Annotated in this window: 25 protein-coding genes and 1 pseudogene; 10 read left to right on the plus strand and 16 right to left on the minus strand. The window is 69.0% G+C overall.

The window, feature by feature from the left end:
• Positions 1 to 236 precede the first annotated feature (236 nt).
• The 3 genes from ACLJO0_RS30465 to ACLJO0_RS30475 all read left to right on the plus strand — a co-directional run bounded on the left by ACLJO0_RS30465 (position 237) and on the right by ACLJO0_RS30475 (position 2,553).
• A complete protein-coding gene (locus ACLJO0_RS30465; protein WP_410582168.1) occupies positions 237 to 827 on the plus strand; it encodes a papain-like cysteine protease family protein in 591 nt (196 codons plus the stop codon).
• A gap of 4 nt (positions 828 to 831) precedes the next feature.
• Complete coding sequence (locus ACLJO0_RS30470) at positions 832 to 1,584, plus strand: hypothetical protein (protein ID WP_410582170.1); 753 nt, start codon at positions 832 to 834, stop codon at positions 1,582 to 1,584.
• A gap of 90 nt (positions 1,585 to 1,674) precedes the next feature.
• A complete protein-coding gene (locus tag ACLJO0_RS30475) occupies positions 1,675 to 2,553 on the plus strand; it encodes an alpha/beta fold hydrolase (protein ID WP_410582171.1) in 879 nt (292 codons plus the stop codon).
• Here the strand turns inward: ACLJO0_RS30475 and ACLJO0_RS30480 are convergent.
• From ACLJO0_RS30480 to ACLJO0_RS30490, 3 genes are read right to left on the minus strand one after another with little or no spacing between them, the layout of a single operon-like run.
• A complete protein-coding gene (locus ACLJO0_RS30480; RefSeq protein WP_410582173.1) occupies positions 2,538 to 4,019 on the minus strand; it encodes a flavin-containing monooxygenase in 1,482 nt (493 codons plus the stop codon). The genes ACLJO0_RS30475 and ACLJO0_RS30480 overlap by 16 nt on opposite strands.
• Positions 4,016 to 4,864, minus strand: a complete 849-nt coding sequence (locus tag ACLJO0_RS30485; RefSeq protein WP_410582175.1) for an SDR family oxidoreductase — start codon at positions 4,862 to 4,864, stop codon at positions 4,016 to 4,018. Before ACLJO0_RS30485 ends, ACLJO0_RS30480 begins: the two co-directional genes overlap by 4 nt.
• Entirely contained in the window at positions 4,861 to 5,808 is a 948-nt protein-coding gene (locus ACLJO0_RS30490; protein WP_410582176.1) for a patatin-like phospholipase family protein, read from the minus strand. The genes ACLJO0_RS30485 and ACLJO0_RS30490 overlap by 4 nt, the downstream gene beginning before the upstream one ends.
• A 48-nt stretch (positions 5,809 to 5,856) precedes the next feature.
• On the opposite strand from ACLJO0_RS30490, the gene ACLJO0_RS30495 reads away from it, so the two are divergent.
• On the plus strand, positions 5,857 to 6,492 hold the full coding sequence (locus ACLJO0_RS30495; RefSeq protein ID WP_410582178.1) for a TetR/AcrR family transcriptional regulator: 636 nt from the start codon (positions 5,857 to 5,859) through the stop codon (positions 6,490 to 6,492).
• A 138-nt stretch (positions 6,493 to 6,630) separates the two neighbouring features.
• Here the strand turns inward: ACLJO0_RS30495 and ACLJO0_RS30500 are convergent, their stop codons facing one another.
• From ACLJO0_RS30500 to ACLJO0_RS30520, 5 genes are all read right to left on the minus strand, one after another.
• Entirely contained in the window at positions 6,631 to 7,584 is a 954-nt protein-coding gene (locus ACLJO0_RS30500; RefSeq protein WP_410582180.1) for a helix-turn-helix transcriptional regulator, read from the minus strand.
• A gap of 94 nt (positions 7,585 to 7,678) precedes the next feature.
• Positions 7,679 to 8,500: an HpcH/HpaI aldolase/citrate lyase family protein gene (locus ACLJO0_RS30505; protein ID WP_410582182.1), complete on the minus strand. Its 822-nt coding sequence runs from the start codon at positions 8,498 to 8,500 to the stop codon at positions 7,679 to 7,681.
• Positions 8,497 to 9,285, minus strand: coding sequence for a MaoC family dehydratase N-terminal domain-containing protein (locus ACLJO0_RS30510; RefSeq protein ID WP_410582183.1), 789 nt, complete (start codon positions 9,283 to 9,285; stop codon positions 8,497 to 8,499). The genes ACLJO0_RS30505 and ACLJO0_RS30510 overlap by 4 nt, the downstream gene beginning before the upstream one ends.
• A complete protein-coding gene (locus ACLJO0_RS30515) occupies positions 9,282 to 10,436 on the minus strand; it encodes a CaiB/BaiF CoA transferase family protein (RefSeq protein WP_410582185.1) in 1,155 nt (384 codons plus the stop codon). Before ACLJO0_RS30515 ends, ACLJO0_RS30510 begins: the two co-directional genes overlap by 4 nt.
• A 15-nt stretch (positions 10,437 to 10,451) precedes the next feature.
• Positions 10,452 to 11,600, minus strand: coding sequence for an acyl-CoA dehydrogenase family protein (locus ACLJO0_RS30520; protein ID WP_410582186.1), 1,149 nt, complete (start codon positions 11,598 to 11,600; stop codon positions 10,452 to 10,454).
• Between the two features lie 86 nt (positions 11,601 to 11,686).
• Between ACLJO0_RS30520 and ACLJO0_RS30525 the strand changes: the two genes are divergently transcribed.
• The 3 genes from ACLJO0_RS30525 (at position 11,687) to ACLJO0_RS30535 (ending at position 14,826) form a co-directional block, all read left to right on the plus strand.
• A complete protein-coding gene (locus ACLJO0_RS30525) occupies positions 11,687 to 12,634 on the plus strand; it encodes a LysR substrate-binding domain-containing protein (protein WP_410582187.1) in 948 nt (315 codons plus the stop codon).
• A complete protein-coding gene (locus ACLJO0_RS30530) occupies positions 12,631 to 13,413 on the plus strand; it encodes an alpha/beta fold hydrolase (protein ID WP_410582188.1) in 783 nt (260 codons plus the stop codon). The genes ACLJO0_RS30525 and ACLJO0_RS30530 overlap by 4 nt, the downstream gene beginning before the upstream one ends.
• Positions 13,414 to 13,512: 99 nt before the next feature.
• On the plus strand, positions 13,513 to 14,826 hold the full coding sequence (locus ACLJO0_RS30535) for an MFS transporter (protein WP_410582190.1): 1,314 nt from the start codon (positions 13,513 to 13,515) through the stop codon (positions 14,824 to 14,826).
• 682 nt (positions 14,827 to 15,508) lie between these two features.
• Here the strand turns inward: ACLJO0_RS30535 and ACLJO0_RS30540 are convergent.
• Together ACLJO0_RS30540 and ACLJO0_RS30545 are read right to left on the minus strand one after the other, a co-directional pair.
• Positions 15,509 to 16,066 (minus strand): annotated as a pseudogene (locus tag ACLJO0_RS30540) (HNH endonuclease signature motif containing protein); the annotation flags it as partial.
• A gap of 203 nt (positions 16,067 to 16,269) precedes the next feature.
• A complete protein-coding gene (locus tag ACLJO0_RS30545) occupies positions 16,270 to 17,322 on the minus strand; it encodes an FAD-dependent oxidoreductase (protein WP_410582191.1) in 1,053 nt (350 codons plus the stop codon).
• 81 nt (positions 17,323 to 17,403) lie between these two features.
• On the opposite strand from ACLJO0_RS30545, the gene ACLJO0_RS30550 reads away from it, so the two are divergent.
• Positions 17,404 to 17,967, plus strand: coding sequence for a TetR/AcrR family transcriptional regulator (locus ACLJO0_RS30550; protein WP_410582193.1), 564 nt, complete (start codon positions 17,404 to 17,406; stop codon positions 17,965 to 17,967).
• Here the strand turns inward: ACLJO0_RS30550 and ACLJO0_RS30555 are convergent.
• From ACLJO0_RS30555 to ACLJO0_RS30575, 5 genes are all read right to left on the minus strand, one after another.
• Positions 17,964 to 18,959 (minus strand): TerC/Alx family metal homeostasis membrane protein, encoded by a 996-nt coding sequence (locus ACLJO0_RS30555; RefSeq protein WP_410582194.1) that lies wholly within the window; start codon positions 18,957 to 18,959, stop codon positions 17,964 to 17,966. The genes ACLJO0_RS30550 and ACLJO0_RS30555 overlap by 4 nt on opposite strands.
• A gap of 40 nt (positions 18,960 to 18,999) precedes the next feature.
• On the minus strand, positions 19,000 to 19,914 hold the full coding sequence (locus tag ACLJO0_RS30560) for a LysR family transcriptional regulator (protein ID WP_410582196.1): 915 nt from the start codon (positions 19,912 to 19,914) through the stop codon (positions 19,000 to 19,002).
• Positions 19,911 to 21,092 (minus strand): glycine C-acetyltransferase, encoded by a 1,182-nt coding sequence (locus tag ACLJO0_RS30565; RefSeq protein ID WP_410582245.1) that lies wholly within the window; start codon positions 21,090 to 21,092, stop codon positions 19,911 to 19,913. The genes ACLJO0_RS30560 and ACLJO0_RS30565 overlap by 4 nt, the downstream gene beginning before the upstream one ends.
• Positions 21,092 to 22,123: an L-threonine 3-dehydrogenase gene (gene tdh / locus ACLJO0_RS30570; protein ID WP_410582198.1), complete on the minus strand. Its 1,032-nt coding sequence runs from the start codon at positions 22,121 to 22,123 to the stop codon at positions 21,092 to 21,094. Before tdh ends, ACLJO0_RS30565 begins: the two co-directional genes overlap by 1 nt.
• 70 nt (positions 22,124 to 22,193) lie before the next feature.
• Positions 22,194 to 22,874, minus strand: coding sequence for a GNAT family N-acetyltransferase (locus ACLJO0_RS30575; RefSeq protein ID WP_410582199.1), 681 nt, complete (start codon positions 22,872 to 22,874; stop codon positions 22,194 to 22,196).
• A 122-nt stretch (positions 22,875 to 22,996) separates the two neighbouring features.
• Here ACLJO0_RS30575 and ACLJO0_RS30580 point away from each other — a divergent pair, with 122 nt between their 5' ends.
• Positions 22,997 to 23,755 carry a sigma-70 family RNA polymerase sigma factor gene (locus tag ACLJO0_RS30580; RefSeq protein WP_410582201.1) on the plus strand — a complete coding sequence of 253 codons (759 nt, stop codon included), beginning with the start codon at positions 22,997 to 22,999 and terminating at the stop codon, positions 23,753 to 23,755.
• A 5-nt stretch (positions 23,756 to 23,760) separates the two neighbouring features.
• Here the strand turns inward: ACLJO0_RS30580 and ACLJO0_RS30585 are convergent, their stop codons facing one another.
• Positions 23,761 to 25,500: an ABC transporter ATP-binding protein gene (locus ACLJO0_RS30585; RefSeq protein WP_410582203.1), complete on the minus strand. Its 1,740-nt coding sequence runs from the start codon at positions 25,498 to 25,500 to the stop codon at positions 23,761 to 23,763.
• Between the two features lie 75 nt (positions 25,501 to 25,575).
• Here ACLJO0_RS30585 and ACLJO0_RS30590 point away from each other — a divergent pair, with 75 nt between their 5' ends.
• Entirely contained in the window at positions 25,576 to 26,148 is a 573-nt protein-coding gene (locus ACLJO0_RS30590) for a TetR/AcrR family transcriptional regulator (RefSeq protein WP_396565142.1), read from the plus strand.
• Positions 26,149 to 26,184 lie beyond the last annotated feature (36 nt).

Raw genomic sequence — 26,184 nt, forward strand, 5'->3', positions numbered from 1 at the left:
GAAGCCGCGCGGCGGTAATACGGACCCTTAGGTATTGCCGCGAACCTTGCCACGGGGTCCACCAGAGGGTGAATCTCAGTCTGTTCGCAGTGCCCCTCCGTCACTTCGTCACAGCGCAAGTCCCCTGCTCGCGCCGGTCGGCCACCCAGTCGGGTAGCCGAAGTCCCCACTTGTTCCGTCGGGTAGCCACCCGCGCGTGTTTCGCGTTCGACCATCCAGTTAGGAGTGTTCCGACGGTGAAGACCTCATTCAGGCGCGGGCTGGCCACGGCCTGCGCCGGTGTCGCCGCGATGGTCGCCCTGCAGGCGCCCGCCGCCGCGGCGCCCGCCATCACGGCCGCCACCACGATCCCGATCAGGATGCAGGCACAGGAGAAGAGCAACTGGTGCTGGGACGCCAGCGGCAACACCATCGCCGCCTGGTGGGGGCACAGCCTGACACAGACGAAGTTCTGCCAGGTCGCGCACAACGAGTCCGGTACGGACTGCGCGAACAACCAGGGTTACCTCAGTGACCAGCAGCGTGTGTTCCGCTGGCTCGGGTTCAGCAACGTCGGCACCTACAGCTCCTCCGGCCAGACGTTGAGCTTCGCCTCCATCAAGGGCCAGGTCGACGCGCGGCAGCCGATCGGCACCCGGATCGGCTGGCGCAACGGCGGCGGCCACATGCACGTGCTCTACGGCTACGACAACACGAACGGCGCGACGACGGTCTACTACGGCGACCCGTGGGGCTCGAGCCCCCGCTACAACCAGATGAGTTACAACGCCTATCGGTCCAACAACTCGTTCACCTGGACCCACACCGTCTACGGGATCAAGGACTGAAACCATGAAGCGAACCTTCCTCGGCGCCACGATCCTCGCCCTCGGACTGTCACTGGCGCTCGGCGGCCAGGCTTCCGCCGCCGACGCCCCCAGCGGCGCGCCCACCGCCGCCGACCTCGCCGCGGTGTCCACTGTGGTCACCAGTGACGCGACCACCCAACGGCTCGCCAAGGCGGTGTTCCCCGGCGCCGCCAAGGCGGACACGGCCATCGCGGCCAAGACCGCGAAGGCGGATCCGCGGACACCGGTGGCGGTCTACCAGCCGACCGCGGCCTTCATCGCCGGCACGTCCGCCGTCCCCGCCGAACTGGCCTATGTCGCCACACCCGCCACCCTCGGCAACGGTGACGCGGCGACCGTGTGGTCGCAGCGCGAGGGCTCGGGCTGGTCGGTCTACAACGTCGCCTCGGGTGATGTCGAAAAGCGCCTCGGGGCGCAGGTCGGCAAGGGCTACCTCCTGAGCGAACCGCAGGCGGGCGCCTGGTATGCCGTCAACGGGGACACCGTGACCGTCCTCGACGGCTCCTCGGTCGCGAAGACCGGCGAGAAGATGACGCTCGCCGCCTACCGCGAGGCCCTGCAGAGCCGCTACGGCGACAAGCTGCCCGGCTCGACCTACGACCGCACCGGTGCCGCCGGCGGTTACGGTGCCTCCCCGGTGGGCGACACCTCGGTGCCGTGGTGGCCGTACGCACTCGGCGCGGTCTTCCTCGTCGCGGCGGGCGCGGCCGTCACGCTCCGGCTCCGCAGGCAGTAAAAGCGATGGGGTGCCGGGACCGCGCGGGGTCCCGGCACCCCCGCGTTTTTTCGGATGCGTATCCGGTGGTTCGACTGTGATCATGGCGGCGTGGACTTGCGCATCGACACCCCGGCCCGGCTGGGCGAAACCGAGTTGCCCGACGGACGCGTCCTCGGCTGGGCCGAATGGGGCCCCACGGACGGCGAAGTCGTCCTGATGATCCCCGGCGCGGCGACGAGTCGTCGGCTGGGGCTACCCGCGGGAGTGGTGGAGTCGCTGGACGTCCGGCTGGTCACGGTGGACCGGCCGGGGCTCGGCTCGTCCAGTCCGCTCGAGAACCGTGTCTTCGACGATTTCGCCGCGGACATCGCGCATCTCGCCGGAGAACGAGGTTTCGGGCACCCGCCGATGATCGCCAATTCACAGGGTGCCCCGTTCGCCTTCGCCTGCGCCGCGGCGGGCACGACGGGTCCGCTCGCCATCGTGTCCGGCGCGGACGAGATCGGCAGGCCGGAGTTCAGCGGAAAGCTGCCCGGAGAGCTGGCGGACCTTGTCGCCCTGGTCGCTTCCGATCCCGTCCACGCGGAAGCCGTCTTCACCGGCTTCGACCAGGACGCCATGTGGCATCTGGTGACCAGCTCCGCGCCGGAAGCCGATCTCACGGTCTACACCGCTCCGTCGTTCGAGTCCGCCTACCGCCAGGCGATGGCGGAGGCGTTCGGCCAGGGACCGGCGGGGTACGCCCGCGACACCGTACTCGCCATGGGCCGCTGGCCGTTCCCGTTGTCGTCGATCGCGGTCCACGTCGATCTCTGGTACGGCGAACAGGACCGGAGCCATTCCCCCGACAACGGCGCCACCCTCGCCGGACGCCTTCCCGATGTCGCGCTCCGGGTCGTCCCCGGCGTCGGTGGCGCGGTCCTGTGGACGCACGCCGTCGAGATCCTCCGCACTCTGCTCGGCCGGGACGGTCAGGCGAAGGTGTAGTCCTCGAGCGGGAAACTCCCCGCCTCCTTGATGGCGTTCAGCGTGGAGGACGGGCGGAGCAGGGTCGCCTCCCCGTGCGGATTGAAGTAGTAGCTGTTCGCCGGGGCGCAGTTCCCGAGGGCGAAGATCGAGTCACCGAGGCGTTCGGTCATCCGGTCGAGGAACGCGTCGTTGGCCTCCTGCGTGACTTCGAACTCGGTCGCGCCGCGCCGCCGCATCGCGCCGAAGAGCCGGTCCATATGCCGCATCTGCGTCTCGATGGTGGTGAAATAGGACAGTCCGGAGTAGGAATACGGGCTGTTGAGCGAAACGAAGTTCGGGAACTTGGGGATCGCGACGCCCTCGTAGGCCTGGAACCGGTTCTCCCGCCACCACTTCCCGAGATTCCGGCCGTCACGGCCGATGATCTCGATCGCCGGGAAGTTCGCCTCCCACAGGTCGAATCCGGTCGCCAGCACCAGGACGTCGATCTCCCGCCGCCCGCCGTCGATGGTCTCGATCCCGGTCTCGTCGATCTTCGCGATGGACGTCGTCTCCAGGTGCACGTGGTCCTTGGTGAAGGCCGGGTAGTACTCGTTGGAGAACGTCGGACGCTTGCAGCCGAAGGAATAGCGCGGCGTCAGTTCCGCGCGCAGCCCCGGATCCCGCACCTGACGGCGCAGATGCGCCTGGCACCACAGTTTGCCGAGGCGGTTCGCCATCGGCAGCTGCTTGTAGTGCAGGACACCGGAGACCATCATCAGTTCCAGCAGCGCGGTCCCGGTCAGCCGCGCGGCCCGCTGGGTGAACGGGACGGCGGCGAAGGCGCGCCGGACGGCCTTGGGCACCGGGAAGTCCAGTTTCGGGCTCACCCAGATCGGGGTCCGCTGGTACACGGTCAGTTCCCGCGCGATCTTCGCGATCTCGGGGATCAGCTGAACCGCCGTCGCGCCGGTGCCGATCACGGCCACCCGCCTGCCCGTGAGGTCGTAGTCGTCGTCCCAGGCGGTGGTGTGGATGACCTTGCCGCCGAACGTGTCGATCCCGGCGATGTCGGGTTTCTTCGGCTGCGAAAGGAATCCTGTCGCGGTGAGGAGGTACTTGGCGGTGACCGGCCCGCCCTCGGCGAGGGAGACCGTCCAGTGCGCCTTCGCCTCGTCCCAGACCGCGCCGGTGACCACCGAGCCGAACCGCATGTAGCGCCGCAGCCGGTATTTGTCCGCGACATGCTCGGCATACCGCTTGAGTTCCGCGCCCGGCGCGAAAAGCCGCGACCAGTGCGGGTTCGGCTCGAACGAGTACGAGTAGGTGGCCGACGGGATGTCGACGGCCAGCCCGGGATAGCGGTTCACATGCCACGTACCGCCGAGGTCGGACTCGCGTTCGAGGATGAGCAGGTTGTCGTAGCCGAGCCGGTTGAGCTGGATCGCCGCGCCCATCCCGCCGAAACCGGCTCCGACGACGACGGCGTCGTACTGCGCGTTCATGCGTTTTCCTCCCGCTGGGTGTCCTGGTGGAGGCGGGCGCGGTAGCCGTCCCGCTCCGGTGAATCGGGGCGCAGGGCCCGGTCGTCCCGGATCAGCCGCCGGAAGGCGTTGAGCGCCGGCTCGGGTGTCACGGCCGCGAGGGTGGCGAGCGCGCCGACGTAACCGGGCACGGCGATCTCCGCGGCCCGGGTGCGGACAGAAGCCACGACGGCGTCGGCGATCCTGCCCGGTTTCACCTTCGGGATCGGCCGCATGTCGAGCCCTGAGGCGAGAGCGGTGTCGACCGCCGACGGCAGTACGGCGGAGACGCTCACGCCGTGCGGCGCGTACTCCAGCCGCGTCGCCGCGGTCAGCCCGACGACGGCGAATTTGCTGGCGTTGTAGATCGCCAGCCCTTTGACCGGGAACTTTCCGGCCAGCGACGCGACGTTGACGATATGCCCGCGTCCGCGCTCCAGCATGCCGGGCAGGGCCAGCCGCATACCGTGGACCACGCCGAAGACGTTGACCTCCATGGTCGCCCGGTTCAGGGCGTCGGAGAGGTCGAGGAAACCGCCGTTGGGCATGATCCCGGCGTTGTTGACGAGCACCGCGAGCGGCCCGTTCGCCTGTTCGGCGTCGCCGAGAAAAGCGGCGAAGGACGCCGGGTCGGCGACGTCGAGGTGATGCGCTGTCCCGCCGATGTCGGCGGCGGTGCGCTTCGCGGCTTCGAGGTCCAGATCGCCGATGGACACGCGCGCCCCGAGGGAGGCCATGCGTTCCGCGGTCGCGCGACCGATGCCCTGGCCCGCGCCCGTGATCGCCACGTGTGCCCCGTCGAGGTCGAGATCCGGGTACTTGCTCATGCGCGCACTCCCTCTCGTTCGAAGGCGTCGGCGACCAGACCGGGCGCCGTCCGCAACGCCGTGGTGAGCACGTGCTCCCGCCGCCGTCCGTCCATGAAGTTGGCGCCCATGGCGGCGAGATCGGCCGGTCCCGGTTCGATCCGGACCACCCGGACACCGGCCGTGCGCAGCCGTCGCGCCTCGTCGTCCACGCGCCTGGTCATCGCCGTCCGCAGCAGGCGTTCCAGCCGGGCCGGACCACGTGCCGGAGCCCCGCCCTCGCTGCTCATCGGCGCGACGAGCACGACCTCGCCGACGTCGTGCCCCAGCAGGAGGTCGGCCGACGTCGGGGAGACCGTCCCGCCGTCGAGCAGCGGCCGTCCGTCCACAACGGACGGTGGGAACCAGCCGGGGATCGCCCAGGACGCGGCGATCGCCTCGCCGAGGCGGGCGGGCGGTGCGTCCGGGGAGCCGAGCGCGACCCGGTCACCGGCCGGATCCGAGGCCACCAGCCAGGTCGCGGGGTGCGGGACCCAGTCGCCGGGCGCCAGCGCGTCCCCGAGCTCGCGGAGCCAGCCGGCGTCTCCCCTGCCACGAGGCAGAAGACCCGCGAGACCGGCGAGCGTGTCGACGTCCCGGCGCAGCGCGGCCCGGACCAGCCCGGCCGCGGGCCAGCGCGGAGACGGCAGCGGCGGGAAGCGGTCCGGCACCCGCCGGACGTGCGCGGCGACGACGGCGTCTCCACCAGGCGCACCGGCTACCGCGTCGAGGATCGCCTTCGCCGGGATGCCCGCTCCGAGCATCGCCGCCGCTTCGGCGCCCGCGGAGGTCCCGACCAGGATGTCCGCCTCGCGGGGATCCCAGCCCGCTTCGGCGTGCAGCGCGTCGAGGACGGCGGCCGTCCAGGCGAACCCCAGGGTCCCGCCGCAACCGAGCACCAGCGCCCTTGCGGAATGACGTGTCATTTCTGGAACGGTATGTCAATTGAACGCGTCAGGCAATAAGCTGACGGAATGACGACGGAGACCCCGGTCAGCAGGGCCGCACGGAAGAAGCAGGAACTACGGCGCGAGATCGTGGAGACCGCGTTCGACTGCTTCGCCGAACGCGGGTACCACGCGACCGGGATCGCCGACATCGCCGCCCGGCTGGGCATCGGGCACGGCACCTTCTACCGGTACTTCCAGAACAAGCGGGATATCGTCGACCACGTCATCACGGACCTGGTCGAGAAGGTGGTCGGCGCGCTGGCCGCGGACAACGCGCCGGACGCCGTCAACAGCCTCGCCGAGTACCGCAAGCAGAGCGCGCGGATCGGGGACGCACTCGCCCGGATCTTCGGCGGCGACCCGCGGATGGCCCGTTTCCTCCTGCTCGAAGCGGCGGGCATCGACGCCGAGATGCGCGAACGGGTGCTGGACTTCTACGAGACCGCCGCCGAGCTGACCGCCGGCTACCTGCATCACGGCGTCCGCCTCGGCTATCTGCACGAGGACCTGGACGTCGACTCCACCGCCCGCGCGATCAACGGGATGATCCTCGCGTCGATCCTGTCCGAGCTGCGCGACCCGTCACCGGAAAGGCAGGCCGCGATGAGCCGCGCGGTCCGCAGGGTCATGTACGACGGGATCGCGGCGGCGCCCCGCTGAGACGACCGGCCGGCCGGCCCGGTCATGACGCACCGGTAAGCGGGGGCCGGGCCTACCGGTTGTCAGGATTCATGGAACAGGATCCGGACACGCGGGGCTAGCGGCGAAAACGCACACTCGCACCGACGAAAACGAACCTCAGGGTCTCCGCAGAGTGTTGCTCGGCGATTCACCGAAGGCGGCGCGGTACTGCGCGCTGAACCGGCTGCCGTCCAGGAATCCCCATTTCGCCGCCACCCCGGTGACCGTCGTGCCGTCGCCGGGTCCTGCGGCGCGGAGTTCCGCTCGCACCTGGTCCAGCCGGACCCGGCGCAGGTACGCCATGGGGGTGATGTCCAGATGCCGCCGGAACGCCAGCTGCAGGGCACGCACCGAAACCCGGCAGGCACGGGCGATATCGGCGACGTCGAGGTCGAGATCCGGATTCGTCTCCAAGAACGCGATACCGCGGCGCACGGTGTCCGGGGCGGTGTCCCGCCGGTCGCACGGGCGGTCTTCACCCGCGCCCCTTGTGAAGGTGTCCAAGGCCATGGCCGCCATCAGCCTCCCCACCGCGCCGAGCACCAGCGGCCCGCTCTCGACACCCGGTTCGGAGAACAGCCCGGCCACGTATTCGACCGTCTGACACCATCGTCGTGCCTTTTCCGGACTCACCGGCTCGTACCACAACCGCTCGATCGCGGCGCCGTCCTGCGCCGGGTCGGCCCCGTTGAACAACGCCAGGTCGATGCCGGTGACCTGCAGCCGCGTACCGTGCATGCGCGTCCGATAGCCGTGATCGGGATGCGGGCCGGCGAACACGTCCCCGGGGCCGAGCCTGCGGTCGTTGATGCCGTCGTCGATCTCGATTTGCCCGCCCAGCACCCGCAGCAGCACCATCCTGTCGAGTGGCTGGACGGCGATCTCCGTGGTCAGCGTGTTGTGCAGAAAATCGAGGTGCACGTCCCCGAGATCACAGCGGTTGTGCTCGAATCGGTAGTTTTCGACACTGCCCCGGACCCGCAACCGGTTGTCGCGGTACGCCTCGGCGATCAGGGCACACGCCTGCTCCGGATCGGTGGTCGCGAACTCCGTCAGTACCGGTTCGTGCATGGGACCACGCCTTCTTTCCGTTCGCCCGTAACGAAAAGTCCGCCGGCCGGAACGCTACCGCCACCCGGCGGGCACTACCAGGGGCATATCGGCGTCATCCGGCTGGTCGGAACGGAGCACTCGCGCGATCGAGGATCGCCCTGGCCCGTGCTTCGACCGGCTTGTCGACCATCTGGCCGCCCGCCACGGCCACTGAGCCGTCTCCGGCGTGCGCGACCACGTCCCGCGCCCACTCGAGCTCGCTTTCCGAAGGGGCGAGCCCACGATTCGCGGCGGCCACCTGGCGGGGATGCACGCAGAGTTTCCCGGTGAACCCCAGGGTCTTCGCGTGATCGAGGTCCGCGATGAGCGTTGCCTCGTCGTCGAGTGCCGTCGTGACGCCGTCGATCGGAGCCGCCCTTCCCGCGGCCGCAGCGGCGATGACGAGCGCGGATCGCGCGTACCGCAAAGCCTCGTGCGAACGGTGATCGACACCCAGCTGTGCGGCGAGGTCGACGCTGCCGAAGGCGGGCCGCACCACCGCGTCCGCGGCGCAGACCGCGAGCGCGTTCGCGATCCCGGCCGCCGTCTCCACCAGCGGCAGGATCGGAACTCCGGGTAGCCGTCCGGCGAGTGAATCGATCTCGGCGCGATCCTCGGCCTTGGGCAGCATCACCGCGAGCGCGCGCCCGACGCTCGCCACATCCTCGTGATACCAACCGGTTCCGGCCGCGTTGAGCCGGACGACCGCCTGATGGCCTTCCGCCAGCCACGTCCGGACGTGTTCGCGCGCGGCTTCTTTCCGATCCGGCGCGACGGCGTCTTCCAGGTCGAGGATCACGACGTCGGCGCCGCTGGCCGCGGCCTTCGCGAACCGGTCCGGCCGATGCCCGGGGACGAACAGGAAGGTCTTCGCACCCGCGAGGAGATCGTTCATCGGCCGAGGCTCCGCACTGTTCCGGTCGCGGTCCGCCGTCCGTGGCGATCTCGTACGGCGATGACGGTCCCGTCCGCTCGCACGATCATGCCCTGATGGTCGAACAGGGGCGAGACGAGGCGGTAGTCGAAGGCCAGCGGCCCCCCAGCCCCCTGCCGCCTGGCGGCTTCGGCCATCGCGAGTGCCTGTAACGGCCCGTGGGTCAGCAGCCCCGGATAGCCTTCGACGTCGCGGGCGTAGTCGCGGTCGTAGTGGATGCGGTGCGCGTTGTAGGTCAACGCGGAGAAGCGGAACAGCAGCGTCGGCGAGACGTCGATCGCCCATTCGTCTTCGGCCGCCGTCACCTCCGGCTCCCCGGTGGCCGCCTCGGCGGGCCGGGAAGCGGCGTCGCGGTAGACGATGTCCTGCTCCTCTTCGACCACGACCTCGCCGTCCTGGACGATCTTGTGGCCGGTGACGACGAAGGTCAGCCGTCCGGTGCGGCCCTGTTTCTCCCGCACGGAAAGCACTTCCGTATGCCGGGTGGCGGACAGCCCGCACCGCAGCGGGCCGAGCGTCCGCACCCGTCCGCCCGCCCACATCCGGCGGCGTCCGGGTTCCGGCGGCGCGGGGATCGTTCCGCGCACGGGATGCCCGTCCGGGCCCAGATCGGCCTGCGCCGGCCGGTCCAGCAGGTAGAACCAGTGCCACAGCAAGGGCAGGCCGTCGCGGTCCAGATCCGGCATCTCGACGTCGAGCAACGAGGCCAGCGCCTCCGCGGGGCCGGGCAGCAGGACTTCCTTCACGTTCGAACCTCCTCGACGGCACCGAATTCGGCGCGGATCGACTCGTTGTGCGCCCCCAGCGCGGGCACCGGCCCCATGACCGGTTCCCGGCCGGCGACCTCGACCGGCGGAAGCAACGCCTCCAGCGGTCCGGCCGGAGTCTCCACCGCACGCCACCGATTTCGCGCGGCCAGCTGCGGATGCCGGGTGAACTGCTCAGGCGTCCGCAGCCGGGCGTTGGCGATCCCGGCCCGCTCCAGCAGGTCTCCGACCTCGTCCGCCGTCCCGCCGCTGAAGGCTTCTTCCAGGATCGCGGTGAGTTCGTCGTCGTTGGCGACGCGGTCGTCGTTGGTCCGGAAGCGCGGGTCTTCGACGAGTGTCCCCCGTCCCAGGACGTCCCGGCAGAGCACGACCCATTCCCGTTCACTTTGGACGCTCAGGAAGACCTGGTCGGCACCTGTGCGGTACGGCCCGTACGGCGAGATCGACGGGTGCGCCGCCGCCGTCCGGCGCGGTGGTTCCTGTCCGTACCGGGAGAAATAGGCGGGCTGGCTCATCCATTCGCCGAGCGAGTCGATCATCGCGACGTGCAGGCTCGCACCCTCACCGGTGCGCTCGCGGTCGTACAGCGCGGTGAGGATGCCGCTGTAGGCGTACATCCCGGTGGCGATGTCGGCGATCGAGATCCCAGCCTTGGCCGGGGTCTCCGGGGTGCCGGTCGACATCACGAGCCCGGTTTCGCACTGCACCAGCAGATCGTAGGCCTTCTTCGTCCGATATGGACCTTCCGGACCGTAGCCCGAGATCGAACAGTGGATCAGCCGCGGACGCTCCGCGCGCAGCGTCACGGCGTCGAGGCCGAGCCGTTCCACCGCGCCGGGCGCGAGGTTCTGCACGAACACGTCCGCCCGGCCGATCATCGTGGTGAGCAACGTCCGATCGGCCGGATCCTTGATGTCGAGTTCGACGCTTTCCTTGCCCCGGTTCAGCCAGACGAAATAACTCGACTGGCCGTGCACGGTCCTGTCGTAGTCACGGGCGAAGTCGCCGACGCCGCGACGTTCGATCTTGATCACGCGCGCGCCGAGGTCGGCGAGCTGGCGCGAGGCGAACGGCGCGGCGACGGCCTGTTCCAGCGCGACGACGGTGATTCCCTCGAGTGGGTGGCGCATACTGCCTTCCTCGGTTCAGGACGGAATGCGGTGCCGTTCGATCAGCTGGCGCGCGATCACGCCGCGCTGGATCTCGTTGGTGCCCTCGCCGACGATCATCAGTGGCGCGTCACGGAAGTACCGCTCGACATCGAATTCCGTCGAGTAGCCGTAGCCGCCGTGGATGCGGACCGCGTCGAGCGCGATCTCCATCGCGGCCTCGGAGGCGAACAGTTTCGCCATCCCCGCCTCCATGTCCGCGCGTTCGCCCGAGTCGTAGCGTCGCGCCGCGTGGTGCACCAGCTGGCGGGCGGCCTCGAGTTTGGTCGCCATGTTCGCCAGATGGTCGCCGATCGACTGATGCCGCCAGATCGGCTTGCCGAAACTCTCCCGTTCCTGGGCGTAGCGCAGGGAATCCTCCAGCGCGGCCCGGCCGACCCCGACCGCCCGGCAGGCGACCTGGATCCGGCCGATCTCCAGGCCCCGCATCATCTGGGCGAAGCCGCGGCCCTCCACGCCGCCGAGCAACGCCGTGGCCGGGACCCGGAAGTCGTCGAAGGAGAGCTCGCAGCTCTCGACGCCCTTGTAGCCGAGTTTGGGCAGATCCCGCGAGACCTGGAAGCCGGGTCCCTTCTCCACCAGCAGGACGGAGATCCCCTTGTGCGCGGGTTCGGCGCCGGGATCGGTCTTGCACAGCAACGCGACCAGCTGGGACCGGCGCGCGTTGGTGATCCACGTTTTGCTGCCGTCGACCACGTACTCGTCGCCGTCGCGCCGCGCCGTGGTGCGCAGCGCCTGCAGATCCGAGCCGCCGCCGGGTTCGGTGAGCGCCATCGTCGCCCGGATCTCGCCTGTCGCCATCTTCGGCAGATAGGTGTCCTTTTGCTCCTGTGTGCCATACGTGGCAAGGAGTTTCGCGACGACGGTGTGGCCGCCCATCGCGCCGGCCAGGCTCATCCAGCCGCGCGAGAGCTCCTCGGTGACCAACGCGTAGCACTGGGCGGAGACCTGGGTCTCGCCCCAGGGCTCTGGCACGGCCAGCCCGAAGACGCCCATCGCTTTCATCTGGTCGATGAGCTTCTCGGGATAGGTGTTCGCATGGTCGAGCTCCCGCGCGACGGGCCGGACCTCGCGATCCACGAACTCGGCCACGAGCGCGACGATCGCGGTCTCTTCCTCGGTCATGTGATTATCATGAGCGATGATGAGACGGTATGTGAAATACCGAATCATGATAGGCGCATACCGCACCGCGATGCGAAGGGACGACGGTGGACTTCAAGCAGCTCAAGGCGTTGGTGACGGTCGCCGAGGTCGGCAGCGTGACTCGCGCGGCCGAGCTGCTGCACCTGGTCCAGCCCGCGGTCACCCGGCAGATCCGCACCCTCGAACAGGAACTCGGGGTGCCGTTGTTCGAGCGGACCCGCCACGGCATGCGCCCGACCGAGGCGGGCGCGACCCTCGTCGAACGTGCCAGGCGGGCACTCACCGAACTCGACCGGGCCCGCGCCGAACTGGCCCCGAAACCCGGTGTGGTCACCGGGATCGTCACGGTCGGCCTGCTGGAGAGCGCCGCCGAACGGCTCGCCGCACCGCTGACGACGGCCGTGCTGCGCGAGCATCCGGGAATCGAACTGCGGCTGCTCACCGCGTACTCGGGCCATCTTCAGCGGTGGATCGACGACGGCGACGTCGATCTGAGCCTGCTCTACAACCTGACCAGTACGCCGTCGCTCAACGTCCGGCCGCTGGTGCGCGAGCGACTGTGGGCGGTCGCTCCCCCGTCGGCCGGGCTGGATGCCGCGCGGCCCGTCCCGTTCGCCGAGGTGGCCGCGCATCCGCTGGTGATGCCGTCCGAGGGGCACGCGCTGCGCACCCTCATCGACGGCGCGGCCCGTGAAGCGGGCGCCGACACCGAGGTCACCGTGCAGACCAACGCCATGACGCTGCAGAAACGTCTCGTGCTCGGCGGGCACGGCTGGACGATCCTGCCCGGCATCGGCATCGCGGCGGACGTCGCCGACGGCACCCTGAGCGCGGCCCCGGTCTGCGAACCGGAGGTCTGGCGCACCGTCGTCCTCGGCATGCCCAGGACCGGTCGCGTCACGCCCGCCGTCGACGCCGTCGCGCGGGCGCTGGTCCAGCAGATCCACCGGACCGTGCACGAGGGCGAGTGGCCCTCGGCCCGGCTTTGGGACGACCGAACAGGAGAAGGATGAGCACGCTCCCCCGCACCGGCCACGCCGTCGCCGCCGACGGCACCCGGCTGGCCTACCAGTGGCACGGCACGGGCAGGCCGCTCGTGCTGCTGGCCGGGCAGGCGAACGACCACACGTGGTGGGACCGCACGCGCGGGGACTTCCCGAGCACGATCACCATGGACTACCGCGGCACCGGAGCCAGCGACGCGCCCGATTCCGCTTACACCACACCGGGTTTCGCGGACGACGTGATCGCGGTCCTCGACGCGCTCGAAGTCCCCGAGGCGGACGTCTACGGCACCTCGATGGGCGGCCGGGTCGCACAGTGGGTCGCCGCGCGGCACCCCGAGCGGGTGCGGCGGCTCATCCTCGGCTGCACGTCGCCGGGCGGCACGCACGGTGTCGAGCGGTCGAACGACGTGCGGCTGGCGCTGGCCCGGCGGTCCTCTGTGGAGGCACGGGAGACGTTGGAGGATCTCATGTACACACCCGCCTGGCGAGCGGCGAATCCCGGCCCGTACCGGGTGCTGGGCGCGCACGGCATGCCGCCGCACGCGGTGCGCGGGCATCTCGTCGCGAGTAACACCCACGACGCCTGGGACGCGCTTCCGGAGATCACCGCACCCACGCTGGTCCTGCACGGTGACGACGACCTGCTCGCACCGGTGGCGAACGCGCCGTTGCTGACGGAGCGCATTCCTGACGCGCGAATGCATCTCTTCGCCGGAGCACGGCACGCGTACTTCGACGAGTGCCGCCCCGAATCGAGCGACCTGGTGGGCGACTTCCTGGGATAGCCCATGCCGACCGGGTATGTGTCCATCGCGGATTTCTATTTCTCAACCGCAGGGATCACAGCTCATGATGGTCGGCATCCCGGAGCGAAGGAGCTTCCCTTGCCGCACAAGAAATCCGGCGTCGTGGCGAACGTGGTCCGCGGCTGCCTCGGCAACCTGGTCGAGTGGTACGACTGGTTCGTCTACGCCTCGTTCAGCATCTATTTCGCGGCCAGTTTCTTCCCCGAGGGAAATCTGACGGCCCAGCTGCTGTCCACGGCCGTCGTGTTCGCCGTCGGCTTCCTGATGCGCCCGCTCGGCGGCTGGCTCCTGGGCCTCTACGCGGACCGGTTCGGCCGCCGGGCGGCGCTGACCCTGTCCGTGACGTTGATGAGCTTCGGTTCGCTGGCCATCGCCGTCACCCCCGGCTACGCGTCGATCGGCATCCTCGCGCCGGTGATCCTCGTGGTCGCCAGGCTCGCGCAAGGCCTCTCGGTGGGCGGCGAATTCGGTTCGAGCGCGACCTACCTGTCCGAGATCGCCACTCCGCGGCGACGCGGGTTCTACTCGAGCTTCCAGTACGTCTCGATCACCGTCGGGCAGCTCTCCGCCCTGCTGGTGATGATCGTGATGCAGTCGCTGCTCACCGAAGCGCAGATGTACGCGTGGGGCTGGCGGATCCCGTTCGTGCTCGGCGCGATCGCCGGGCTCGTGGTGATGTACCTCCGCCGCAGCATGAGGGAATCGGAACACTTCCAGCGCTCGTCGGCCGCCGGTTCGCCTCCCCCCGGCGGCCTGCGGGTCCTGCTGCGCGAGCACCGCCGCCAGGTTCTCGCCGTTCTCGGCCTCGCCATCGGCGGGACGGTGGCGTTCTACACCTTCACGAGCTACCTGCAGAAGTACATGGTGAACACGGCCGGGATCCCCAAGCCGACCGCTTCGCTCATCGGTTTCGCCGCCCTGTTCCTGTTCATCTTCATGCAACCCGTCGCCGGCGCCCTTTCCGACCGCTGGGGCCGCCGCCCGATCATGTTCGGCTTCTCCATCGGCGGCATGCTCCTGACCGTGCCGATCATGACCCTCGTGGGCAGGACCGGGAATCCGTGGGTCGCCTTCCTGCTCATGCTCACCGCCATGGTCTTCCTCAGCGGATACACCGCGCTTTCCGCGATCATCAAGGCGGAAATGTTCCCCACCAACGTCCGCGCCCTCGGCGTCGGCCTGCCGCATGCCCTGGCGACCGCAGTGTTCGGCGGGCTTTCTGAACCGATCGCGCTGGCTTTGAAGCAGGCCGGACACGAGAGCGTGTACTTCTGGTGGGTCACGGGGTGCATCGGGCTGACCTTCGTGGCGACTTTGGTGGTGCGGGAACCTTCGCGGCGGTCCTCTTTGGAGGTTGAGGTGCAGCCCGCTAGGGATTCTGTTGTGGGGTGAGGCTCTTTTGGTGGTGGTCTGTGGTTGCTCGGGCCGGTTTGCATTGCTGCGCGACTGGGCTGTGGCCGGATTTCGGCAACCGTCGCAGCCCAGACGCGCAAGGGGGCAGCACGCAGGGACCTCCGCGACCGCGGAGGTTCTATTGAGGGGTAAGGCAAACGTGTCGTATCTCGGGTGAGACGGCGGGCTGGGTGACGCGACACCGCACTCGCGTGCTCAGACCCGGAACTCACGTGTTCAGAGACGTAACTCGCGTGTTCAGACTCCGCACTCTCGAGTGCGGCATCCAGACACGCGACTCACGTCCTCAAGCACGCGAGTCACGCCTTCCTTCACGACCGGCCACCGAGGTCACAGCCGTCCCACTGTCACCGGGGACCACATCTGTAGGCAAAGAGGCCCTCACTGCCAGGAGAACGCGTACGCAGAGCGACGCTGGCCCCCCACCCCGACACGTTTGACTTCCCCTCAATAAGAGGGAGTCGTGGTAGTTCTTCGGCAACGGCCGTCCCGCTGGGAGCTCCTGGCGGACCCCGCCCATCGCCGAATTCCGACAACAACAGTGGCCGTTCCAAAGATTCTGTAAAGGGGAGTCGTCAACGACACTCGGCCACAGGGCTCAAGATGGCTGTCGTGCAAGGATCCGCACCGGAGGAGGCCGTTGCCGTTTTCCGGCAACAGCTCAGAACGGTGGTGGTTCGTCGGTCACCCGAGGTTCGTGCAGGGGCGGAGGCGAACTGTCGTAGCTCTGTCCCGTTGGGGTGGTCACGGTGAGAGTGTCGTCTGGGGCGAGCCGGTAGGTCCAGCCGGGTTCGTCTTTGAGTCTATGGTCGCGGCGGCACAAATCGATCAGCTCGTCGGCGTTGGTGTGGCCGCCGAATTGCCACGGCACCACATGATCGAGGTCGCAGGCTTGGGCGGGACGGTGGCAGCCGGGTCTTCGGCATTCACGATCCCGCACCCGTACGAACTCGCCCACCCCTGCCGTGGGCCGGTAGCGGTCCCGACCCAGGTCCAGTACCTGCCCTGAGAGCGGGTCGGTGATGATCCGCCGCAACACCGTATCCGGCCCCGCCGCGATCCCCCGCGCCAGCGACGCCGGAATATACCCGTACCCGGCCAATTCCGCCGGATCCTCGTTCACACCGAGATAGGTCGCCAAGTCCATGTAGAGGAACACCTCCACCCGCTCACCCTGCCCACCCAGCAGGAGGTCCAGGGCGACGTCGGCGCGGAGCCGCACCGCCTCCAACCGCGCGATCCCCTCCGACGCCGCCACCGCGACATCCACAGCATCCTTATCCCCCAACACATCCAGCGAACTGCTGACCTCCTTCACCACATCCGACTCGGTCATTTCCTTCAATAGCGCCACAATGGCGTTAGAAGTGTCCACACACAGAACGTACAACCGACCACCGACAGTTTCGGATCGCAGAGAGATCAATCGAGGTCGAGCAAGCCGGCAGCACCGTTTTCCAGCTGTCGCGCGATTTTCGTCGATCGCGGCACCATTGTTGCCTCATAAGCCCGAACAGCCTCGCCGATACTGGCGGAGCCTGCCAACGCGAGAGCGAGGTCGCACGCGTCGAGCATGGCCAGGTTGACGCCGACGCCGAGCGGCGGCATCAGGTGGGCGGCATCGCCGAGCAGGGTCACCCATGGCGTGTGCTCCCAGGTGTGCGGGACGGGCAGGACGTACAACGGGCGATCGACGTACGGGCCGTCGTTGTCGGTGATCATCCGCAACATCGACGGCGACCAGCCGGAAAACGCATCGAGCAGCCTGCTGCGGATCTCCGAGCTCGACCCGATCCAGTCCGCCGGCAGGCGTTGGATGATGTAGACCCGGATGTGGTCGCCGCTGTTGCGCTGGGCGAACAGGCACCGGTCGCCATCAGCGGCCATCGCGCTGCCCTGGCCGACGAGTTCGGCGAGTTCGGGGTGCGCGTTCTCGACGTCGTCGAACCAGGCCTCCAGGAAGGTGATCCCGGCGTACTCGGGCACAGCGGCCGAAACCGCCGGGCGGACCCGCGACCAGGCGCCGTCGGCGCCGATGACCAGGTCCGTCTCGACGATCGTTCCGTCGGTGAACCGCAGGCGCCCGGGGGCCTCGGCCCGATCCAGCGTCCGTCCCCAGTGGACGGTGCCCGGCTCCAGCGAGTCGAGGAGCAGACCGCGGAGCTGACCGCGGTCGATCTCCGGTTTGAACATCTCCCCTTCGGCAGGCACATGGTGCTCCAAGAGACGCCCAAGAGGATCCAGTTTGCGCATCTCCTGCCCCTCGGGACGGGCGAGTGCGAAGAACTCGGCGAGCAGGCCGGCTTCTCGCAGGGCCAGTTGGCCGTCGTCGGCATGCAGGTCGAGGGTGCCGCCCTGGTTACGGGCCTGGGGATGCGGGTCTCGGTCGTAGACCGTCACGGGAATGCCGTGTTTCTGAAGGATCCGGGCACAGGTCAGGCCGCCAGGGCCCGCTCCGATGATGCTGATCGTCATGACCCCAGAAAAGCAGAACGAGTTAAAAAGTGCAACGAGTCAACTTAGTGACTGTGACAACTCATGCGGTACAGTGCGCTCATGGAGACACCGGGACGGCGTGAACGCAAGAAGGCGGCCACCCGCCAGGCGCTGGCGGACGCCGCGCTGAAGTTGTTCCTGGAGCGGGGCTACGACGAGGTGAGCATCCGCGACATCGCCGAGGCGGCCGACGTGTCGACCACGACGTTGTTCAAACACTTCCCCGGCAAGGAAGCGCTGGTCTTCGACGAGTCCGAAGACCGGGAAACGAACCTGATCGCCGCTGTGCGGCAACGGCCAGCAGACCAAGGCGTCGTCGAGGCGCTGCGCGAGTACGTGCTCGCCACGTGGCTGCCGCTCACGGCGCACCCCCAGTACGCCGGATTCACCGCGCTGGTGAGCGGCACCCCCGCGCTGCAGGAGTACGGCGAGCGCATATGGACCCGGCACGCCAAGGCCCTCGGCGCCGCCATCGCCGAGGACGCCGGCATGGACTCCGACGACATCGCCTGCCACGCGCTCGCGCGATTCGTGCTGGACATTCCGGCGCTCACCCGGGGCAGGCGGGATCCACGGAAGGACGTCGAGCGGATCTTCGACCTCCTCACGGACGGCTGGCGCTAGTCCTCTTCGGGGCGGGAGCCGCGCAGCGAGCCCGGATGTGCCTTGGCGGACGGATCCTTGCGGGTCTTGAGCAGGCTCGCCACCGTCACCACGACGAGGATGCCGATGATCACCGCGAGGCTCACGGGCGTCGAGATCTCCGGGACGCTCGCGTCGATGTCCACATGGGCCCAGTGCAGGATCAGCTTGATCCCGATGAACCCGAGGATGATCGCGAGCCCGGCGGACAGGTACACCAGCCGATCGAGCAGGCCCTTGACCAGGAAGTACAGCGCACGCAGGCCCAGCAGGGCGAAGGCGTTGGCCGCGAAGACCAGATACGGCTCGTCGGTGACCCCGAAGACCGCGGGGATCGAGTCGAGCGCGAACAGCAGGTCGATCCCGCCGATCGCGAGCAGCACCACCACGAGCGGCGTGCCCACCCGCTTCCCCTCGACGCGGGTGAACAGCTTGCCGCCGTCGTATTCATTGGACAGCGGCAGCAGGCGGCGCGCGGTCCGCACCACCACGTTGTTCTCGACGTCCGGATCCTCGTCGCGATGCCGGAAGAGCTGGATGCCGGTGTAGATCAGCAGCAGTCCGAACAGCAGGAACATGAAGGAGAACAACGAAAGCAGCGTGGCGCCGAGCGCGATGAAGATCGCGCGCATGATCAGCGCGACGACGATGCCGAACGTGAGCACCTTGTGCTGGTGTTCCTCGGGTACCGCGAAGGTCGTCATGATGATCACGAAGACGAACAGGTTGTCGACCGACAGGCTTTTCTCGACGATGTAACCCGCGAAGTACTGCTGCCCGAAGTCGCCGCCGTGCGCGAGTGTCAGCCAGACGCCGAACGCCACCGCGACCAGGATGTAGCCGACCGACCAGGCCACCGCCTCACCGAAGCCGACCTTGTGCGGCCGCACCGCCGCGAGGACGAGGTCGAGTGCCAGGAGCCCGAGCACCAGCCCGATCGTGACGATCCAGGTGAGGGCATCGATCTGGAGCATCCGCACCCTGTCTTTCCTTCGACGGCAGGTGAGGAGGATCTTAAGTGCGGCTCGTCCGGTCCGCATTCGCATGACCGGGCGCCGCGTCCAGCAGCGCGGAGAGCGCGGTCTTGAGCAGCGGGTGGTCCGCGCTTCCCCGCCGGACCGCGGCGAACACGCGGCGCAGTGGCGGCTCGCCGCGCAACGGGACGGCGACCGCGCCGGGAACAGCGGTGAAAGCGTTGCGCGGCACCAAAGCCACCCCCTCGCCCGCGGCGACCAGGGTGGTGATCGCGTGGAAATCGTCGGACACGTGCCGGATCTCCGGATTGGCGCACGCGATCATCAGCACGTCGCGGCAGGGGTTGCCGGGCTTCGGCGCGATCCAGTCGTCGTCGGCGAGTTCGTCGATGTCCACTTCGGACGCTTCGGCGAGCCGGTGCGCGGTGGCCAGCACGGCGTCGAACGGCTCCACGTACAACGGGAACCGGGTGAGCCTGCTTTCATCCGTTCGTGGCGAGAGCCGGTACTCCTCGGTGATCGCCAGGTCGATCTCGCCGTCGAGCAGCAGCGGGATGCTCGCGTGCCCCTCGACGTCCTGCACCTGGATGGAGACCCCTGGCGAACCGGCACGCAACGCGGCGATCGCCGGCGCGACGACCATCGTGATCGCGGAGGCGAAACTCGCCAGCCGCACCATGCCCTGGACACCGGAATCGAGCGCGGCCAGCGTGGCCCGCGCCCGTTCCAGTTCGGCGGCGACGGCGTTGGCGTGCACCACCATCAGTTCGCCGGCGGGCGTCAGCGAAACCCGGCGGCCTCGGCGGCGAAGCAGCTGCTGGCCGCACTCGGCTTCGAGGGCGGCCAGCTGCTGGGAGACCGCGGACGGCGTCAGGTGCAGCGCCTGGCCCGCCGCCGTCACGGTGCCGTGGTCGGCGAGGGCGCGCAGTACCCGCAGCCGTCGCGGATCGATCATTCGTCCATCATGGACCTTGCTGTCACGAACGCGTCGACGGCACGGTTGACGTCTTCGGTCGAATGCGCCGCCGACATCTGCGTCCGGATCCGGGCTTTGCCGTGCGGGACCACCGGGTACGAGAACCCGATCACGTAGATGCCCTGGTCGAGCAGCAGATCCGCCATCTTCCCGGCCTTGGCGGCGTCGCCGATCATCACCGGGATGATGGGGTGCTCGCCGGGGAGCAGGTCGAAACCGGCCTCGGTCATCCGGCGCCGGAACAGCTCGGTGTTGGCGCGCAGCTTGCCCAGCAGTTCACTCGACTCGTCCAGCAGCTCCAGCGTGGCGAGCGCGGCCGCGGTGATCGACGGCGCGAGCGAGTTCGAGAACAGGTACGGGCGCGAACGCTGCCGCAGCATCTCGACGATCTCCGCGCGACCCGAGGTGTAGCCGCCGCTCGCGCCGCCGAGTGCCTTGCCGAGGGTGCCGGTCAGCACGTCGACCTTGTCCTGGACGCCGAACAGCTCGGGCGTGCCGCGTCCGGTCGGACCGGTGAAGCCGACGGCGTGCGAGTCGTCCACCATCACCAGGGCGTCGTAGCGCTCGGCCAGCTCGCAGATCTCGTCGAGCGGCGCGAGGTAGCCGTCCATCGAGAACACGCCGTCGGTGGCGATCATCCGGTACCGCGCGCCGGACGCCTCCTTCAGCCGGGCTTCCAGATCCGCGACGTCGCGGTTGCGGTAGCGCATCCGCTTCGCCTTGCAAAGCCGGACGCCGTCGATGATCGACGCGTGGTTGAGCTCGTCGGAGATGATGACGTCCTGATCGGTCAGCAACGTCTCGAAGAGCCCGGCGTTGGCGTCGAAACAGGAGCTGTAGAGGATCGTGTCCTCGGTGCCGAGGAACTCCGAAAGCTTCGCCTCGAGTTCCTTGTGCGGCTGCTGCGTCCCGCAGATGAACCGCACCGACGCCATGCCGAAGCCCCAGCGGTCCAGCGCCTCTTGCGCGGCCTTGACCAGCTTGGGGTGGTCGGCGAGGCCGAGGTAGTTGTTGGCGCAGAAGTTGAGGACGTCGCCGCCGGCGACACTGACCGAAGCCCGTTGCGGCCCCTGGATCACCCGCTCGCCCTTGTACAGCCCGGCTTCCCGGATCTCGGCGAGCCCGGCCTTGAGGTCGTCGCGCATCGCGCCGTACATCAGTTCTCCGTCCAATCCAGAATGACCTTGCCGCAGCGGCCTTCCCTGGCCGTCGCGAACGCCTTCTCGTACTCGGTGTAGCCGAACCGGTGGGTGACCACCGGCGAGATGTCCAGCCCCGCCTGCAGCAGCACGGACATCGAGTACCACGTCTCGAACATCTCGCGCCCGTAGATCCCCTTGATCTGGATCATCTTCAGCACGACGGCGGCGATGTCGACCGACACGTCGGAGGCGGGCAGGCCGAGCAGCGCGACGCGGCCGCCGTGGGACATGTTCGCGATCATGTCGCGCAGCGCCTCGGGCCGCCCGCTCATCTCCATGCCGACGTCGAAGCCCTCGGCCATGCCGAGCCGCTCCTGCGCGTCGGCGATGGTGGAGGTGGAGACGTCCAGCGCGAGGTCGACGCCGACCTTGCGGGCCAGTTCCAGGCGGTGCTCGCTGACGTCGGTGACGACGACGTTGCGCGCGCCCGCGTGGCGCGCGATGGCGGCGGCCATGATGCCGATCGGGCCGGCGCCGGTGACCAGCACGTCCTCGCCGATGACCGGGAAGGACAGCGCGGTGTGCACGGCGTTGCCGAGCGGGTCGAAGATCGCGGCGATGTCGAGGTCGACCTTGGTGCGGTGCACCCAGGCGTTCTGCTCGGGCAGGACGGCGTACTGCGCGAAGGCGCCGTCGGTGTGCACGCCGAGGCCCTTGGTCCTGGCGCACAGGTGGCGTCGGCCTGCCTTGCAGTTGCGGCAGCTTCCGCAGACCAGGTGGCCCTCGCCGCTGACCAGGTCACCCACCTTGACCGTCGTCACCGACCGGCCGATCTCGACCACCTCACCGACGAACTCGTGCCCGATGACCAGCGGCGCGGCGATGGTGCGCGCCGCCCAGTCGTCCCAGGAGTCGATGTGCAGATCGGTACCGCAGATCCCGGCGCGCAGCACGCGGACGGCGACGTCGCCGGGGCCGACGGCGGGGTCCGGCACGTCGGTGAGTTCCAGCCCGGGTGCTCGGTCGGCTTTGACCAATGCCTTCATGGCGCGAAGTCTGGTCCGCCTGTGCTGTTCAGTCCATCGCGAGTTTCTGAAATCCCTCGTTAGCGTGTCTTCACAAGGAGCCGGGCACCCGGACGGAAACGAAGTCCGGCCGCGGTACGACTTCGAAGCCGATCGACCGGTACAGGCGGATGGCCGGGGTGTTCGTCGCCGCCGCGTGCATCATCGGGCGCTCGCCGCGGCCCCGGATCCCGGCCGCGACCGCGCGGACGAGCCGGGTCGCCAGTCCTTGGCCGCGATACGCCGGGTCGGTGCAGACGGCGCTGATCTCGGTCCAGCCGGGTGGGTGCAGCCGCTCCCCCGCCATCGCGATCAGTTCGCCGCCACGCCGGATTCCCAGGTATGTCCCCAATTCGATGGTCCGTTTCCGGAACGGCCCGGGTTTGGTCCGCTCGACGAGGTCCAGCATCTCCGGGACGTCGTCCGGCCCCAGCAGGACGGCTTCGGGGTCTTCGGCGGCTTCGAGCGCGACGTCGACCAGCCGAACCCCGGCGATCCTGCCGAGGATTTCCCAGCCGTCCGGGACGGGCAGTGCGTTGTGGACGGTGACCGTCTCCCCCGGACCCGCCAACGCGGCGACGTCGGCCCACACGCCCTCGTCCGGTTCGGGTGGCAGGGCGAAGAACGGGGCGACGTCGACCTGGTAGCGCAGGACCTGGCCGAAGCCTTCGGCGAAGTGGGCGTGCGGCCCGGTCAGCGACTCCCAGGCCGGGTCGTCGAAAGGGATGGCCATGACGGATCCGACATCGGCGGGCCGCCTTTCATTCCGGCTCCCACATCCCGGGCACTACGGGCCTGGATCGATGACATCGTGGTCGTCGCGATCAGCCCGGGTCCGGGGCTACGGTGGCCGTGATGAGGGACGACGCCGGGCAGGACGCAGTGGACGCCACGCTGCTCGACGCCTTCCGTGCCGGCGACATCGCCGCCGGTGAGGCGTTGTTCCGGCGGCACGCCGAGCCGCTCCGCCGGATCGCGGCGGGCTGGGTCGCCGAGCCCGCCGAACGGGACGACCTCGTCGCCGAGGCCTTCGTGCGTGTCCTGAGCGTCATTCGCGCGGGCGGCGGCCCGCGGGAGAACCTCCGCCCCTATCTCGCGGTCACCATCCGGAATCTCGCGGCCAAGTGGAGCCATCACCACAAACGGGTCGAGTTGTACGGCACGACCCCGGCGGTCGAACAGGCCGCCGGGGCCGTGGGCGCGGAGGAACTGCTCATCCGCCGCTCGAACGCCCGGCTGGTGTGGCGCGCCTATTGCGCGCTCCCCGGCCGCTGGCGGACCGTGCTGTGGCGGACCGAGGCCGAAGGAGACTCGCCGAAGGTCGTGGCCCCGCTGCTGGGCGTGTCGCCCAACGGTGCCTCCGTCCTGGCGTTGCGAGCCCGCGAAGGACTACGCCAAGCCTTCCTCCAGGCGCAGGTCCCCGATGCGGGCACGCCGTGCTGCCGGGAAGCGCGGCGCCGGATGGGCGCGTGGCTCCGCGGCGGCGTGCCGGGCCGCCGGGCGGATCTGATCGCCGCCCATCTGGCGGACTGCGAACCCTGCCGGACCGTCGCCACCCGGCTCGACGAGATCAACCGCGAGATGCCGCCGGGAGTCCGCGCCGTCTCCGCCTGAGCGGATCAGCCGGGGACCGGCGCGCCCTCCCCCGCGATCCGCAGCGCCTCCACCAGCTCGCGATACAGCGTGTCGGTGGCGAGCAACTGTTCGTGGCTGCCACTCGCCCGCACGCGGCCATCCTCCATCACCACGATGGTGTCCGCGTCGATCACCGTGGACAGCCGGTGCGCCACGGTGACCACAGCCCCTTCGCGCGCCAGCCGTCGGATGCAGTCGTGGATCGCACTCTCGGTCCGGCCGTCGACCTGCGCGGTCGCCTCGTCCAGCAGCACCACGTCCGGCGTGCGCAGGATCGCCCTGGCCAGCGCGATCCGCTGACGTTCCCCACCGGACACCGACGTCGACGAAAGCGGGGTGTCGAGGCCGTCGTCGAGTGCGGCGATCTTGTCGCTCAGCCGGACTTCGCCGAGCGCCCGCCGCACCTCCTCCTCGGTCGCGTCCGGATGGGTGAAGAGCACGTTCTCCCTGATCGTCCCCGGCACGATCGGCGTCTCCTGCTCGACGTAGGCCAGCCGTGCCCGCACGTCCGCGTACGGCAGGTCCGCGTACTCACGCCCGTCCAGCAGCACTGAACCCGACTGCGGCCGCACGAACCGCATGATCAGCGACAGCATCGTGGTCTTGCCTGCACCGGACGGCCCGACGATCGCGGTGTGCCCGCGCCTCGGGATCTTCAGCGACACGTCCCGCAGTGCCGGATCGCCGCCGTAGCTCACGGTCACCCCGCGCAGTTCCAGTACCGGGCCGTCCTGCCCGTCCGCGGTCTCCGGCGCCTTGGCCGGCGTGTCCTCTTCGATCTCCAGCGCGTCCATCTCCCGGATGCGCCCCGCCGCCGCGATGCCCGCCTGCAACGTGGTCATGTTCTGGCTCAGTTCGGTGATCGGCTCCATCAACGCGAAGGCGTACAGCAGGAACGCGATGAGGCTCGACACTTCGAGCAGACCCGCGCCGACGCGCCAGGCGCCGAAGCCGAGGATCACCAGGATCGCGCCCTGGATGCCGGTCCACGCCACCACCCAGGCGACGGCCTCCCGCCGCACCGCGCGGATGCCGTGCACGGTGGCGGCTTCGGCGTCGACCAGGACCCGCTCGGACTGCCGGTCTTCGGCACGGCTGGCCTTCACGGTGCGGATCGCCCGCAGCGCGCCCTCGAGAACGCCGCCGAGACGGCCCACCCGGTCCTGCGCCTTCTCCTGTTCCTTCGCGATGGCGGGCATGAGCCACGCGAACAGCGCGATCACCACGAGCACGGCGGCCACCGTCGTCGCGAGCAGCACCGGGTCGAGCACGCTCATCAGCACCAGGGTGCCGATGAGCATCACGACGCCGTTGATCAGCCCGATCACGCTGGACGACGCCGCCTCGCGCAGCAGCACGGTGTCCGAGGTGACGCGGGTGACCAGTTCCCCCGTCGGCCGTTTCGTGATCGCCGGGATCGTCGCGCGGAAGAACCGCCGCACCATCGATTCCCTGGCCTGCAGCACCACCCGCTCGCCGACCGTGCCGAGCAGGATCCACTGCGTCAGCCAGATCACCGAGCCGACCAGCATCAGGCCGAGCAGCGCCAGCACAGGCCCGGCCAGCGACGCCGACGAGCCCAGCGAGTCGAGCACCCATTTCGTGACCATGGGCGTCGCGAGACCGGTCGCGGAGCCGAGCAGGGCGAGTACCAGGCCGATCGCGAGTGCCCCCTTGTGCGGCCGCGCGAACGACCACAGCACTTTCAATCGTGGAGTATCCATGGTTCCCAATGGAACACGCGTGTTCTAAAATCGTCAAGCGAGTTCCATATTGGCGAGCGAGGTACGGTACCGGCCATGAGTGAGGGTGTGGTCACCGAGACGGGTGTCCGGGCGAGGACCCGGCGCGCGATCCTGGACGCGGCCATCGAGAAACTGACGAAGCAACCGAGCGCCACGCTGGCCGACATCGCGGCGGCCGCGAACGTCGGGCGCACCACGGTGCACCGGTATTTCGCGGAACGCTCCGACCTCATCGACGCCATCAGCCACGACGCCCTCGACAAGGTCTCCCAAGGCACGCGGCGGGCACGGCTCGACGAAGGCCCGGCCCCGGCCGCGCTGGCGAGGTTGTGCCAGGAGTACTTCGAGTTCGGCGACGTCTTCCAGTTGCTCTTCACCATGCCGGATCTGGTGACCCGCCCCGAATGGCAGGACGAGAGCGAGGACGACCGGTCGCTGCTGAGGCTGATCGAACGCGGGCACGCCGAGGGCACGATCGACCCGGCGATGTCGAAGGAATGGCTGCTGCAACTGCTGTGGGCCCTGCTCTACACGGGGTGGGAAGCGGTGCAGGATGGGAAGACACCGAAGCACGAAGCGCTCAGCTTGTGCCTGCGCAGCCTGGAAAAGGTCATCGCGGTCGGCTGAAATCCTACGAAGTGATGACGCGCGGTCGCGCCCGCT

It is taken from the genome of Amycolatopsis sp. lyj-108 (genome assembly GCF_046549005.1).
In the GTDB taxonomy this organism is placed as follows: Bacteria; Actinomycetota; Actinomycetes; order Mycobacteriales; family Pseudonocardiaceae; genus Amycolatopsis.

Excerpts from the sequence above, each read along its gene's own strand:
- ACLJO0_RS30470 (WP_410582170.1), top strand. The coding sequence starts at position 832 with ATGAAGCGAACCTTCCTCGGCGCCACGATCCTCGCCCTCGGACTGTCA.
- ACLJO0_RS30480 (WP_410582173.1), bottom strand. The coding sequence starts at position 4,019 with ATGAACGCGCAGTACGACGCCGTCGTCGTCGGAGCCGGTTTCGGCGGG.
- ACLJO0_RS30485 (WP_410582175.1), bottom strand. The coding sequence starts at position 4,864 with ATGAGCAAGTACCCGGATCTCGACCTCGACGGGGCACACGTGGCGATC.
- ACLJO0_RS30490 (WP_410582176.1), bottom strand. The coding sequence starts at position 5,808 with ATGACACGTCATTCCGCAAGGGCGCTGGTGCTCGGTTGCGGCGGGACC.
- ACLJO0_RS30495 (WP_410582178.1), top strand. The coding sequence starts at position 5,857 with ATGACGACGGAGACCCCGGTCAGCAGGGCCGCACGGAAGAAGCAGGAA.
- ACLJO0_RS30500 (WP_410582180.1), bottom strand. The coding sequence starts at position 7,584 with ATGCACGAACCGGTACTGACGGAGTTCGCGACCACCGATCCGGAGCAG.
- ACLJO0_RS30505 (WP_410582182.1), bottom strand. The coding sequence starts at position 8,500 with ATGAACGATCTCCTCGCGGGTGCGAAGACCTTCCTGTTCGTCCCCGGG.
- ACLJO0_RS30515 (WP_410582185.1), bottom strand. The coding sequence starts at position 10,436 with ATGCGCCACCCACTCGAGGGAATCACCGTCGTCGCGCTGGAACAGGCC.
- ACLJO0_RS30520 (WP_410582186.1), bottom strand. The coding sequence starts at position 11,600 with ATGACCGAGGAAGAGACCGCGATCGTCGCGCTCGTGGCCGAGTTCGTG.
- ACLJO0_RS30530 (WP_410582188.1), top strand. The coding sequence starts at position 12,631 with ATGAGCACGCTCCCCCGCACCGGCCACGCCGTCGCCGCCGACGGCACC.
- ACLJO0_RS30545 (WP_410582191.1), bottom strand. The coding sequence starts at position 17,322 with ATGACGATCAGCATCATCGGAGCGGGCCCTGGCGGCCTGACCTGTGCC.
- ACLJO0_RS30550 (WP_410582193.1), top strand. The coding sequence starts at position 17,404 with ATGGAGACACCGGGACGGCGTGAACGCAAGAAGGCGGCCACCCGCCAG.
- ACLJO0_RS30555 (WP_410582194.1), bottom strand. The coding sequence starts at position 18,959 with ATGCTCCAGATCGATGCCCTCACCTGGATCGTCACGATCGGGCTGGTG.
- ACLJO0_RS30560 (WP_410582196.1), bottom strand. The coding sequence starts at position 19,914 with ATGATCGATCCGCGACGGCTGCGGGTACTGCGCGCCCTCGCCGACCAC.
- ACLJO0_RS30565 (WP_410582245.1), bottom strand. The coding sequence starts at position 21,092 with ATGTACGGCGCGATGCGCGACGACCTCAAGGCCGGGCTCGCCGAGATC.
- tdh (WP_410582198.1), bottom strand. The coding sequence starts at position 22,123 with ATGAAGGCATTGGTCAAAGCCGACCGAGCACCCGGGCTGGAACTCACC.
- ACLJO0_RS30575 (WP_410582199.1), bottom strand. The coding sequence starts at position 22,874 with ATGGCCATCCCTTTCGACGACCCGGCCTGGGAGTCGCTGACCGGGCCG.
- ACLJO0_RS30580 (WP_410582201.1), top strand. The coding sequence starts at position 22,997 with ATGAGGGACGACGCCGGGCAGGACGCAGTGGACGCCACGCTGCTCGAC.
- ACLJO0_RS30585 (WP_410582203.1), bottom strand. The coding sequence starts at position 25,500 with ATGGATACTCCACGATTGAAAGTGCTGTGGTCGTTCGCGCGGCCGCAC.
- ACLJO0_RS30590 (WP_396565142.1), top strand. The coding sequence starts at position 25,576 with ATGAGTGAGGGTGTGGTCACCGAGACGGGTGTCCGGGCGAGGACCCGG.